This window comes from Picosynechococcus sp. PCC 7002 (genome assembly GCF_963860125.1).
Taxonomy (GTDB): domain Bacteria; phylum Cyanobacteriota; class Cyanobacteriia; order Cyanobacteriales; family MRBY01; genus MRBY01.
The window spans coordinates 814,351-827,101 of record NZ_CAWLFA010000001.1 but is presented as its reverse complement, the minus strand read 5'-3'; the positions used below and the strand labels follow the sequence as shown (position 1 = coordinate 827,101).

Annotated in this window: 11 protein-coding genes; 4 read left to right on the top strand and 7 right to left on the bottom strand. The window is 48.2% G+C overall.

Annotation, left to right across the window (positions count from 1 at the left end):
- Positions 1 to 76 precede the first annotated feature (76 nt).
- The 4 genes from cysW to AACQ84_RS04055 are packed head-to-tail and all read right to left on the bottom strand — an operon-like array spanning position 77 to position 3,199.
- On the bottom strand, positions 77 to 901 hold the full coding sequence (gene cysW, locus AACQ84_RS04070; protein ID WP_012306426.1) for a sulfate ABC transporter permease subunit CysW: 825 nt from the start codon (positions 899 to 901) through the stop codon (positions 77 to 79).
- Positions 891 to 1,748 carry a sulfate ABC transporter permease subunit CysT gene (cysT, locus tag AACQ84_RS04065; RefSeq protein ID WP_012306425.1) on the bottom strand — a complete coding sequence of 286 codons (858 nt, stop codon included), beginning with the start codon at positions 1,746 to 1,748 and terminating at the stop codon, positions 891 to 893. The genes cysW and cysT overlap by 11 nt, the downstream gene beginning before the upstream one ends.
- Positions 1,749 to 1,798: 50 nt before the next feature.
- Complete coding sequence (locus tag AACQ84_RS04060) at positions 1,799 to 2,092, bottom strand: NIL domain-containing protein (RefSeq protein ID WP_012306424.1); 294 nt, start codon at positions 2,090 to 2,092, stop codon at positions 1,799 to 1,801.
- Positions 2,093 to 2,140: 48 nt separating this feature from the next.
- Positions 2,141 to 3,199: a sulfate ABC transporter substrate-binding protein gene (locus AACQ84_RS04055; protein ID WP_012306423.1), complete on the bottom strand. Its 1,059-nt coding sequence runs from the start codon at positions 3,197 to 3,199 to the stop codon at positions 2,141 to 2,143.
- A gap of 325 nt (positions 3,200 to 3,524) precedes the next feature.
- Here AACQ84_RS04055 and AACQ84_RS04050 point away from each other — a divergent pair, with 325 nt between their 5' ends.
- The 4 genes from AACQ84_RS04050 (at position 3,525) to AACQ84_RS04035 (ending at position 8,287) form a co-directional block, all read left to right on the top strand.
- On the top strand, positions 3,525 to 5,351 hold the full coding sequence (locus AACQ84_RS04050) for an SLC13 family permease (protein WP_012306422.1): 1,827 nt from the start codon (positions 3,525 to 3,527) through the stop codon (positions 5,349 to 5,351).
- A gap of 102 nt (positions 5,352 to 5,453) precedes the next feature.
- Positions 5,454 to 6,017: a peroxiredoxin gene (locus tag AACQ84_RS04045; protein WP_012306421.1), complete on the top strand. Its 564-nt coding sequence runs from the start codon at positions 5,454 to 5,456 to the stop codon at positions 6,015 to 6,017.
- Between the two features lie 118 nt (positions 6,018 to 6,135).
- Entirely contained in the window at positions 6,136 to 7,149 is a 1,014-nt protein-coding gene (locus tag AACQ84_RS04040; RefSeq protein ID WP_041443374.1) for an NAD(P)/FAD-dependent oxidoreductase, read from the top strand.
- Positions 7,150 to 7,309: 160 nt separating this feature from the next.
- Positions 7,310 to 8,287 carry a GntR family transcriptional regulator gene (locus AACQ84_RS04035; RefSeq protein WP_012306419.1) on the top strand — a complete coding sequence of 326 codons (978 nt, stop codon included), beginning with the start codon at positions 7,310 to 7,312 and terminating at the stop codon, positions 8,285 to 8,287.
- A gap of 38 nt (positions 8,288 to 8,325) precedes the next feature.
- Here AACQ84_RS04035 and AACQ84_RS04030 read toward each other — a convergent pair whose 3' ends face one another.
- The 3 genes from AACQ84_RS04030 to AACQ84_RS04020 form a co-directional block, all read right to left on the bottom strand.
- Positions 8,326 to 9,276: a hypothetical protein gene (locus tag AACQ84_RS04030; RefSeq protein ID WP_012306418.1), complete on the bottom strand. Its 951-nt coding sequence runs from the start codon at positions 9,274 to 9,276 to the stop codon at positions 8,326 to 8,328.
- 243 nt (positions 9,277 to 9,519) lie between these two features.
- Positions 9,520 to 10,356, bottom strand: coding sequence for a nucleoside triphosphate pyrophosphohydrolase (gene mazG / locus AACQ84_RS04025; protein ID WP_012306417.1), 837 nt, complete (start codon positions 10,354 to 10,356; stop codon positions 9,520 to 9,522).
- 101 nt (positions 10,357 to 10,457) lie between these two features.
- Entirely contained in the window at positions 10,458 to 12,539 is a 2,082-nt protein-coding gene (locus AACQ84_RS04020; protein WP_012306416.1) for an Rne/Rng family ribonuclease, read from the bottom strand.
- Positions 12,540 to 12,751: the final 212 nt, after the last annotated feature.

Here is a 12,751-nt window from a genome sequence, read left to right as displayed (position 1 = left end):
TTTCTATAGTAATAAGGGGTGTATTAGTGATAAGGGGGGCGAGATTTAGTGAAATAAATTATGATCTAAATTGCCATTAAGTGGAGTGGGTATTCTGTTCTAAGATCTCTTTCAGCACCAGTGTCACCAAGGCAAGCAAAGCTAAAACAACAGCCGCCGCGAAAGCTGATTCTGTCGCATAATTATTATGTTCCTGTTCTACAAGAATTGGTAATGTTGATGTTTTGCCGAGGATACTCCCGGAAACCACTGAAACAGCCCCAAATTCTCCCATCGCCCGGGCATTTGTCAGCAAAACGCCGTAGAGTAATCCCCAACGAATATTTGGTAATGTCACCCGCCAAAAAATTTGCCAATCACTAGCACCAAGAGTACGAGCGGATTCTTCTTGATCTGGTCCCATTTCTTCTAAAACAGGAATAACTTCCCTGGCGACAAATGGCAACGTTACAAAAAGTGTGGCAATCACCATGCCCGGCAAAGCAAAAAGGATCTTGATATTTGCCTGTTCAAAAAGAGCACCTAGCCAACCATTTTGCCCATAAAGCAAAACAATCATCAAGCCAGCAACGACGGGGGAAATTGAAAAAGGAAGATCGATCACACTGAGAAACAGAGTCCGCCCCCAAAATTTTTTTCTTGCCAATACCCAAGCGGCACAAAGACCAAATATTGTATTCAATGGCACGCTAATTAAAGCAATGATCACCGTCAATTTGACTGCATGAATAAAAGCGCGGGCCTGGAGTGATTCAATGAAAACACCTATTCCCTGATGAAAGGCTTCATAAAAAATGGCAAGAATAGGAATTAAAAGAATTAGAGCGAGATAAGTAAGCGTAATCCCAATTAGCCATTGGGAAGAGAGTTTAAATTCAAAGGATTTAAGCTTAGTTTGCATAACGCCTTCCCCATTGCTGTAGAAAATTGATAATGAATAGAAGCAGCAAAGAAACAATTAACAGCACCGAGCCAATCACCGTCGCCCCTTCGTAATCAAAAGCTTCTAGGCGTTGGAAAATTAACACTGGGGCAATTAAATCTTTGAAAGGAATCCCCGATGAAACAAGCACAATGGAGCCATATTCCCCGACAGCCCGTGAAAATCCGAGGGCAACTCCGGTTAAGATTGGCGGGATTAGGGGGGGGAAAATAACACGCCAAAAGGTTTGGCTTTCCGTCGCCCCCAAAGACCAAGCCGCATGTTCTGTTTCTTCTTCCAGTTCACGCAATACTGGCTGGAGGGTTCGTACGACAAAGGGCAGAGAAATAAATAACATCGCGATAAAAACGCCGATGCGGGTGTAGGCAATCTTGATCCCTAAGGGGGCAAAAAATTGTCCAATCCAACCTTGATCGTTATAGAGCGTTGCTAAGACGAGACCTGCAACCGCCGTGGGGACGGCAAAGGGAATATCAATTGCGGCATCAACGACCCGTTTGAGGGGGAAGTCATAACGTACTAAGACCCAAGCAACGATAGTTCCCAATACGCCATTAATTGCCCCAGCGGCGATCGCCGTAATAAAGGTCACGCCATAGGCAGATAAAGCCACCGGAGATAAGGCAATCTCTAAGTATTCGGCAGGTCTTAAGCTCAGGGATTTTTGAATTAGGGCGAAGGTCGGCAAAATCAAAATCAGACCAAGGTAACTAATCACAATTGACCAAGGAATGGTATTTGCAGGAAGCTGGATTGATCTAATCGATAAAAAGCTTCGAGATTGTGCCAGAGATAAAATTTTCATGGTTTACAGAGCAAAAATTACTGATGAGTGTCTAGGAAGTTAAAAAATTTTCACCAACCATCAGTTTCTGGATGCTCTTTGTGATAGACACCGATGTTCTGCTCTTCTAGGTAGAGGATCGCATCTTTAACCGCTTGATGGGGGCCGGAAATTTGGAGATCAAACCAACCGCTGACCGTATTATCCCGACCTAAAGTCGCCGCCAAAATATTGACTTGAATATTATATTTAACGGCTAGTTGGGTGATGATTGGATCCTGTTGGTATTGCTTTGGGATTTGCACCAGAATATTGACTTGAGTATGGCGATCGCCCGGATTTTTTTCGACTGATTCAGGGGACATAATTGCTGTACCTCTCCTATTCAAGAATTCAGCTTGATGTTCAATTAATTACTGTTGAAAAATTTGATCAAAGATGCCACCATCACCAAAGAATTTTGGTTGTGCTTCGCGCCAGCCACCAAAGTCTTCAATGGTTGCTAGGTTTTCAATCGCTGGATATTGATCCGCGACTTGAGCCGCAACATCAGGATCTGTCGGTCGGAAACCAACTTCTGCAAAAATAGCTTGAGCTTCAGGGGTGAAGAGGAACTCAACAAAAGCCTCTGACACGTCCCGCGTATTGCGTTCATCAACGGTTTTATCCACAACGGTCACGGGATTATCGATCGCGATATTGAAATCCGTCAGGATGGTGTAGGGTTGATTTTCCCCTTGTAAGTTGGCGAGATAAACTTCATTCTCGTAGTTCAGCAGAATATCTCCCTGTCCCTGTTGGTAAAAAACATCGGTAGATTCCCGTGCATTTTTTGGCAGAATTGGCGCATTTTTATAGATTTTGGTGACAAATTCCCGTGCTTCGGCTTCAGTACCACCCGTTTGAGTGATGGCACCCCAAAGACCAAGGAAATTCCAGCGGGCACCACCGGATGTTTTGGGGTTGGCCGTAATAATTTCTAAGTCGTTTTCCGCAAGATCAGTCCACTGTGTAATTTTCAAATTGGGGTCACGGGGCACGATCGCAATCACAGAGGAAGTAATCACACTGTCACGGGGGGCTTCTGTTTCCCAGCCGGGGTCAATGAGACCAGCCTCTTCAATGGCGTTGATATCAGATCCCAAGGCGAGGGCGACAATATCTGCTTCCAAGCCATCGATGACGGCACGGGTTTGGGAACCAGATCCGCCATAGCTTTGCTCGATGGTTACGGTTTGTCCGGTTTCTGCTTTCCATTGTTCAACGAAGAGCGGGATGATTTTTTCGTAGGCGCTGCGGGTGACGGCATAGGTAACCAGGGTGATGGTAACTGGCTCTTGGGATTGAGTCTGGGCTGCTGTGGTTTCGGGCTGGGAGGTGATGCTTTGGTTTGGGCTACCGCAAGCGAAAAGACTACTGCTTAATAGGGTGGCGATCGCCAAAGTTTTTAGGGACAAATTAGACTTTCTCATTTTTGATTCAATTTCTTTTGAATTGATAGCCAATCATAATCTAGTCCTGTTTAAATTACAATTCATTTTAAATTCAATCTTGAATCATTCTCTGCTGTGTCATGATGAGAGTTGAAAAAAAATTGACCCTGCCAAGGGTGCATGGCAATCCGTTCTAAGCTGTCAACCCTTCTCTATGCCTTTGTTTCAGATTTCTAAATCTTTTTTTCAGTCCTGGCGATCGCCCCGAACTTGGGACGCGATTCTGCCCTTTAATGTCATAAAAACGACTAAGTTCTTTTCAACGGCGCCCATGCTAAGCGTTCTATGTGCTGGAGGATTTTCGATGGCAATGTTTGCGCAGTTGCCTTCTTTGGGGGAGGCGGCTTTCTTCGGTTTGGGTTGGCAAGGTTGGTTGACCCTCGGTCTGACCCTGGTGGCCTTTCTTCTAAATGCCCTGACGCCTCTCCCTGCCGAGGTGATTTTCCTTGGTGCCTTGGGAGCCTTGCTGCTGACGGGGGTGCTTGATACGAGTACTACCCTCGCCGGGTTTAGTAACGAAGGTTTGGCGACCATTGCGGTGCTTTATCTCGTGGTGACTGGCTTGCAACAAACCGGCTCTCTCAGTTGGATTTCCCAGCGGGTTTTAGGACTGCCGAAAGGAGAGTCTGCGGCCTTGATGCGGTTGATGGTGCCGGTGATGGGCCTGAGTGCTTTTCTAAATAACACTCCCGTAGTGGCGATGTTTATCCCGGTAGTGAACGAGTGGTGCCGTAAGCTGCGCATTAGCCCCTCAAAATTGATGTTGCCCCTAAGTTATTCCGCTTCTTTTGGGGGCGTCTGTACTTTAATTGGTACCAGTACAAACCTGGTGGTCAATGGCCTCTTGATTGCCGAAACAGACCATGCCGGTCTCGGCCTCTTTGATATTGCCTTGGTGGGATTACCCTGTGCGATCGCCGGTGTGACCTTTCTAATGCTGAGTCACAGTTGGCTACTACCAGAGCGCAAACCGGCCATTAGTGACCAAGACGATCTGCGGCAATACACCGTGGAAATGGTTGTCCACGAAAATAGTCCCCTCATTGGCAAAAGTATTGAAGAAGCTGGGCTACGAAATTTGCCAAACCTGTACCTGATTGAAGTGGTGCGGGATTCCTTAGTGTTGCCAGCGGTCAGCCCGCGCGAAGTTTTGCAGGAAAAAGATCAGTTAGTTTTTGTCGGGGCAGTGGATTCGATCCTCGACCTCAATCGACTCCGGGGGTTACAGCCAGCCACGGATCAAGTTTTTAAATTAGATACTCCCCGCTCTGAACGTTGCCTAATTGAGGCGGTTGTTTCCAATACCTGTCCGCTAATCCGACAAACGATCCGGGAAGGAAAGTTTCGCAGTCGCTATAATGCCGTCGTTTTAGCCGTGGCCCGCAACGGGGAGCGCCTCAAGGGAAAAATCGGGGAAATGCGTCTGTTGGCAGGGGATACCTTATTACTCGAAACCCATCCCACTTTTTTGGAGCAGCAACGGGGTTCCCGGGACTTCTATTTAGTCAGTGAAATTCCTGATTCGGAGCCGATGCGCCATGACCGTGCTCCCCTGGCCCTGGGAATTCTGCTCGTGATGGTGGTTTGTGTGGTGTTCGGTTGGCTCTCGATGTTAAAGGCGGCAACCCTAGCGGCGATCGCCATGATTGTTTTCGGTTGCTGTTCCCCCAGTCGTTCCCTCAAAAGTATTGAATGGTCTGTGTTGCTCGTGATCGGGGCCGCCTTTGGTTTGGGGAAAGCCTTAGAAACGACCGGGGCTGCCGGGGCGATCGCCGCCAATCTCCTGCAACTGGCCGGAGACAACCCTTGGCCCACCCTGGTTGTCGTCTACGGCATTACGACCCTCCTCACAGAATTAATTACCAACAATGCCGCAGCAGCGTTAATGTTCCCCATTTCAGTATCTTTAGCCAATACCCTCGGTGTGGATGTGATGCCTTTTGTGATTGCGATCATGATCGGCGCTTCGGCGAGTTTTTCGACTCCCATCGGCTACCAAACTAATTTGATGGTCTACGGGCCAGGGGGCTATAAATTCACCGATTATTTCCGGGTCGGGATTCCCTTGAACCTCCTGTTTTGGGCCGTGTCCTGTGTTCTGATTCCCTTCGCCTTTCCCTTTTACCCCTAAAAGAATCTTGACTTATTCCTAAATAAGAATTATTCTGGCTTATTAAGAAAGGTTGAGACCTTTCCTAAAATTTTCTGTTATCACACTATCCAAGAGGTCCACATGGCTAGAGTACCTGACGTTGTCTTCAAAACCCGCGTCCGCGATGAATCCGTAGAAGGCCCCAACCCCTACCGTTGGGAAGACAAAACCACCGCTGACATTTTCGGTGGCAAGAAAGTTGTTCTTTTCTCCCTGCCTGGTGCTTTCACGCCCACTTGTTCCTCCAACCACTTACCCCGTTACGAAGAGCTTTATAGCGAATTCCAAGCCCAGGGCGTTGATGAAATCATCTGTCTGTCTGTAAACGATGCTTTCGTAATGTTCAAGTGGGGTAAGGAGATCGGTGCTGACAAAGTCTTCCTCCTTCCCGATGGTAACGGTGAATTTACCCGCAAAATGGGGATGCTCGTTGAGAAGTCTAACCTCGGTTTTGGGATGCGTTCTTGGCGCTACTCCATGCTCGTCGAAGATGGCGAAATCAAGAAAATGTTTGTAGAGCCTGACTTCTCTGATAACTGCCCCACCGATCCTTTTGAAGTATCTGATGCAGATACCATGCTGGCTTACATCAAGGGCGAATCTGCTCCTGGTGTTTCTGAACCCCGCAAAGAATTTGTTGGCTAAGTTTCTATCACTGACGCTCACCAAATAATTTTTTTAGACTAAGGCAAGGGGGGCGGCGATCGCCTTCTTTGCCTTTTTGATTTCTCGTACCACCGCCAAACCATTGGGGGACCCTGCCATGAAGCTTTCTAGTAAAAACCTCGAAACCCGTTTAGATACCGTCTATGATGCCATTATTGTGGGGGGCGGCATGGGTGGTTTATCCGCTGCAATTTACCTCGCCCGCTATGGCCTGAAGTGCCTCATCGTCGAAAAAGGCAGGGGCCGCTCCTTCTGGATGCAAGATCTCCGCAACTATGTCGGCTTAGACCCAGAAACTCCTGGGCGAGATATTATCCTCCAGAGCACCAAGCAGGCCATTGATTGGGGGGCGGATCACCTGCGGGGTTATGTCGAAGAAGTTACTGATGAAGGTGAAACCTTCGCCGTCAAAGTCAAAGTTGGCAGAAAAAATAGTAGCTATCCTGTTTTCCACAGTAAATATGTAGTCGCCGCCTCTGGCATCATCGACAATCTCCCCGAAACCGATGATATGCAAAATGTCTATGATTATGCTGGCTATACGCTCCATGTCTGCATGATCTGCGATGGCTTCGATATGTGGGATCAAAAGGCGGTCGTCATTGCGGGCACCGAAGGACAGATCAACGCGGCTTTCGTCTTAAATTGGTTTACCCCCTACATCTCCGTGTTGACCCATGGCCTCGTGGAAGTGAGCGATGAAATGAAAGAAAAGCTTGCTGAACACGGCTATCCCCTCTACGAACAAAAAATTGTGAAATTCCACGGCGAAAATCACAAGATGAGCGGTGTTGAACTCGAAGATGGCACTATCGTCGAAGCCACGACAGGTTTGGTGAATATGGGCTCGACCTACTACAACGACTATTTGAAAGGGATCGATGGTTTGGAGTGGGACGGTGAAAACCTCGTGACCAACAATATGTGTCAAACGACCCATGAGCGAATTTTTGCCCTGGGTGATCTCAAGAAAGGCCTCAATCAAGTCTCTGTGGCGGTGGCGGATGGTACCTTGGCCGCAACGCAGATTTGGCGCAATATTCGTCGGGCGGCTCCACCCCGCAAGTGGGTTGAAAATGTCAGCGAACCCCATCCTTTCTTAAATGTCTAATTTTGCATAGCGCCCTGGTATTTTTGCTCGGCCAGGTAAATTGGCTATTTTATTCCTCAACTTTTGGGGAATTTTTTTATGCCAATATTCAACCATTTAGGCGATCGCCCAGGCATTTTTTCGGTTTGATGGAGGAGATCCTTTACGTGTGAAGTCCCCCATGTTTTCTTTCCACATTCAGCCCGATAGCGAAATCCCTGCGTCCCAACAGCTCCTGGATCAATTGCAATTTGCGATCGCCTCCCATCAGTTTGCGAGCGAGCAACGGCTGCCGAGTTTGCGGCAATTAGAAATGATGACCGGACTCCACCGCAATACTATCAGCAAGATTTACCGGGAGCTTGAAGTCCTGGGCCTCGTCAAGTTAATTCCCGGCTCAGGGGTTTATGTTCAGGATCAGCGCCAGTCCCCCACGACGCCATCCGAAACCACTAAAGAGCCGTCGCCGCAACCCCAGGCTATTTTTGATGACGCAATTCAGCAACTGTTGGAGGCGGGCTATAGTTTGCCCCAAATTCAACAACTGTTTACTAAGGCCGTTGATTGGCGTCTTGCCTGTGCCGCCCAGGTGATGATCACTGTTCCCCAGCGGGAATTGGGGGCTGGCCAGTGGATTTTGCAAGAAATAAGTCAGGCGATCGCCATCCCGATCCAACTGGTTCCCCTAGAAGCATTGGCCGAACGTTTAGAACAGGTCACGGCGGCAACCCTGGTTACTACCCCCTATTTCCTTCAGGCTGTGGCGGCGATCGCCCCCCCGAATATCCAGATTATCCCGGTCACACTCCATGACTACGGCCCCGAACTGGCCCACATCAAAGCGCTTCCCCCCAACCACTGCCTCGGTCTAGTGAGCCTGAGTCCTGGCATTCTCCATGCTGCCCGCACCATTATCCATAGTCTCCGGGGGACTGAGCTGACCCTGATTACTAGCACGCCGACGGATCTGCCTCGTCTCCAGGCGCTAATCCGGCGCAGTCACATGATTTTATGCGATCGCCTTAGCTTGGAAACCGTGCAACAACAAATTAGCCGACTCCAACCCAGTCTTAGTCAGCGACCTAAAGTATTTCCCTGTAACAATTACATCAGTGAAACATCACTACAGTCACTGCATCAAGCCTTACAAAAATCCTAATATTCTAGAAATTCTTAGTTTTGGCTGAATAAAGCTGCTTATAAATATTGTTGGTATTTTTCATAAATGTCTACTGCCGGAATTGGTTCCTTAAATGCCTGCGGCAAACTATAATCCTGAGCAGAATACTCTCTTCGCAAATCAACAATATTTAGATAAGGAAGTTGCCAATCCCGTAGCCGCTGCAATAACTCTTGAAATTCGATGTCATTTTTTTGATAACGATATTTAAACGCAATAAATTGCAGCATCCGTGCATAGGAACGGGGGTTATCATGTTCTGCTGGAATTTGGAGAATTTCAGTCAAATGATTGAAAACATCTTGATTATCACGAATGTGTAAACTGAGCTGCGTCACATCATAAGTATCAGATTTTGTTAGGGTTTTTGAGATACTAGAAATCGCCCGCAGGACCGTATAACTGTAGGTTGCCTGCTTAAAAAGCCTCAGCAATTCCAGTCCATCTGGATATTGGGCGACATTATCAATCGCCTTTAAATATTCCTGGAGCACAATCCGGCCTTTGTCTGTTTTAATGCGGTCGAGCAGAGGCCATACTTTTTTGTGAAGAATAGCGATCACTGTTTGGTGATCTTGGGTTGCAAGCACCTGGGAAATAAATTTGTAAATACTTTTTTGAAGCGGACTGCGAAACTGTAATTCTGTTTCAGAAATCAGTAAATAACTTTCCGCCGCTGTTAAAGCCAATTCTAAAAACTGAATAATTCGTTTTAAACCCTTAAACTCGCCAAGTTCTTTCTCGATCAAGACCCGCATTTTGGCATAGGTCAAAAAGTCTTCATTGTCGAACTTATTCAGTTCGATTCGCTGCACATGCCAGGCCTTTGCTCTAATTTCGCGATTATACTTTCGGTGTGCTAAAACAACTTTTTCCGGCACTGACTTCTTGCTAATCAGTTTCACAATTTTTTCTGAAAAACTGGTCTCACCGATTAAAGGCTTATTCCACCATTGTGTTTCATCCATGGTTATTTAAGGCAAGTAATGGAGTTGATTGCTGGTGAACGGGATAGTGTTTTCTGTTCCTAAACTATTTTTTGGTTTGCTGATAGGGAAAAATAGACTTTCTTAACCATATCATCGCATATTCTTTGTCTAGGTTGGGGCGTTTATTATTACATAAATCCTGTCGAAATTGTGGCTTAGAGCGAGCAGTCAAGCCACTTTAACAACCCTCACAGTGCCCTAAGGTAACGAAATTACTGAAGACTAGTCGGAAGAATCAATGCTTTGGTGGAGATGTTGTTTTGCCCGTTGCCAAAGGGTTTCTAGTTCTGCGAGGGAGTAATCTGTCAGGTACTTATCTGCAAGCTTTTCCATCAAAGAAATGCGTTGCACCATGCGGTTGTTGGTGCCGTGGAGCGCCCCATTGGGATCGAGATCATACCACCGGGCTAAATTGACGACGGTGAATAGTAGATCGCCGAGTTCAGCCTGTTGATGGGCCTTGTTCTCAGTTTGGAGTGCCTCGCGAAATTCCTGGAGTTCTTCCTCAAATTTCGCCCACACTTCCCCAATGTTTTCCCATTCAAATCCGGCGGCGGCAGCTTTTTCGGACATTTTTAGGCTCGCCATCAATGGTGGGAGGGTGCTGTTATAGCGGTCTAATTTACGGCTGAGCTGGGGCACAGTTTGCGGGGATTCGCCTTTTTCCTCGGCCTTGATGGTCTCCCAGTTTTGACGGACTTCAGCGACGGTGCTGGCACTGGTTTCACCGAACACGTGGGGGTGACGGCGAATTAATTTTTCGCTAATGCCTTCGGCGACTTCCTGGAGGCTGAAGTGGCCGTATTCCTGGGCAATTTGGGCTTGTAAAACGACTTGCAGTAAGAGATCCCCTAATTCTTCGGCGATCGCCTGTTGGTCATCCTGGCGGAGAGCATGGACAACTTCATAGGCTTCTTCGATCACGTAGGGAATCAAGGTTTGGGGTGTCTGTTCTAAGTCCCAGGGACAACCACCAGCGGGCGATCGCAATTGGGCGACAACTTCAATTAAATGTTGTAGAGCCGTTAGGATTGCGTCGGTCGTTTGTTTCGGTGCCATAGCTTTTTAAGGGAATTTTTGGGGTCAGAGTGAGGGGGCGAAAACACCCCCAAAAGAAAAAAGCAGTGTTGCCACTGCCTTAGGTTAACGGTAATTGGGTTTTAACTACTGGCGGAAGAACGGCGACGGCGACGGCGACGGCCATTGGTTTTTTCTTCAGCGTCTTTTTCTGCTGCTTCCGGTTCCGCCTGGGGTGAAACTTTTGTTTCTACGGGTTGAGCAGTTTGGGGAGCTGTGTCGTCTGCTTCGGGGGCGACCTCTCCAGTTTCAGGGGTCTCAATCTGGAGTTGTTGCGGCTCTAAATTTTCGACTGGTGTTACCTTTTCCGAAGTGGCATCGGTTTCTTTGGCGCTTCCCGGTCGCACAATTTCGATAATCGTTGAGCGGGGGTCTTTTTTCCCAGCAGCGTCTAAACGCACCAGGGGGGATACCCCAATCAGGGCATAGACATTTTTTTCCTGCTCCGTCATTTCCACCTGGACGGTTTCTTTGGGCTCGTCACGGCGGTAACGGCTCCGTTCGCGGCGGTCATAGCGGGAAGACGTATTGCTGTTGTCTTGGGGCGAAGACGTTTTTGTTTCTTTTTTTTCTTTTGTTGGCGTCTCAGCAGAGGGGCGATCGCCACCATTATCTTGGGTTTCTTTTTCGTCCCGGAGCACCGGCTTACTCGAAACCTCTGGCGATCGCCGGCGACGACGACGATTATTATTATTGCTGCTTTGTTCCTGATAATCGGGATGATGCACCAGATTTAACGGCTCTGCCGCAGGCGTATTCCCTGCATTAATCAGCTTGCTCCGAGCAACCCGTGATGTAATCCGTCGTCCGTGGCTGGTGGTGCCGCGCCGTCCCCCAGACAGTACAGGCCGACTTTCTCCCGGTGTCCGCGCCCCGCCCTGGAGCGAGAGAGAAGACAGAATATTTAACTGGAGTGGTACTGGTTCCTCTTCACCGGGTAAATGTACCAAGTGACCGAGGCCATTACAGTGGGCGCAGGGCTTACCGAACAGTTCATAAATATTTTGACCCTGCCGTTTGCGAGTCAGTTCTACCAAACCCAATTCAGACAACTGGGCGATCTGGGGTCGGGCCTTATCCGCCTTGAGAATACTTGTAAAATGCTCCAGCAACTTCAACTGATCATGGCGAGAATCCATGTCGATGAAATCCACCACGATTACCCCACCAATGTTGCGTAACCGCAGTTGCCGCGCAATTTCTGTGGCCGCTTCATAGTTCGTCCAAAGCACCGTTTCCCGTGCGGTGGCGGATTTAGTAAAAGAACCAGAGTTTACGTCAATGACAGTTAAAGCTTCGGTGGGTTCAATGATGATGTAGCCCCCAGAAGGCAACTCAACCCTGGGCTTGAGGGCTTCACGAATGGCCGCATTCACCCGGAAATAGTCCAGAATCGATTGCTTTTCGCGGTGATGATCAATTAACAAACCGTCGGGCGCTTTCCCCCCTTCCCAGTTCATGAGCTGGCTTTTCACCCGTTTCATACCGCTGGCAGAATCCACCACGATGCGGTTCACTTCATCGCTGTACATGTCCCGCAGCACCCGCTGAATAAAGTCGTCATCGCGGTTGATCAGGGTCGGGGGACGGCCGTAGTTTGCCTGCTGCTGGATCGCTTCCCACTGTTTTTGGAGCAGTTCTAAATCTTCGATGATCGCTTCTTCGTCGGTACCTTCGGCCTCAGTCCGCACCAAAAGTCCCATGCCGGGAGGTTTCATCAGCACGGCGAGGGCCCGCAGACGGTTACGTTCGCTATCACTACTGATGCGGCGGGAAAGGTTAACTCCTTTGCTGTAGGGCATCAGGACGACGTAGCGACCGGGGAGGGTAATATTGCCTGTGAGCCGTGGCCCTTTGTTTCCCGTGGGTTCTTTCATCACCTGAACCAAGGCTTTTTGTTGGGGTTCGAGGAGTTCGGTGATTGAGCTGGAATTTTTTCTGAGTCGAATGGGGCCGAGATCGCTGACGTGGATGAAACCGTTTTTTTCGGTGTCACCGATGTTGACAAAGGCCGCGTCAATGCCGGGAATGACGTTTTCGACGATACCGAGATAGATGTCACCGACCTGTTGGGCACCGGTGGATACGACAATTTCTTGGATTTGGTCTTCCCAAAAAACGGCAGCAATCTGATGCTGCTCTGCAATAATAATTTGCTTAGGCATTCAAATTCCTCGATTTTTTTCGCTTAATGCTGAAAAAACTGTTCTATGCAAGTTCTGTTGTCTGAAATAAATGCTTTGAAACTAGGCTGGATATTTCTTGTTTCGTGCAGACTTCACCGCAGACATGAGTCTATGTATGGCTGGGTGAGATGAAATGGTAGGCGATCGCCGGATCTTGTGTCATTGAGGAAAAGGTTAGGATTACCGCAACA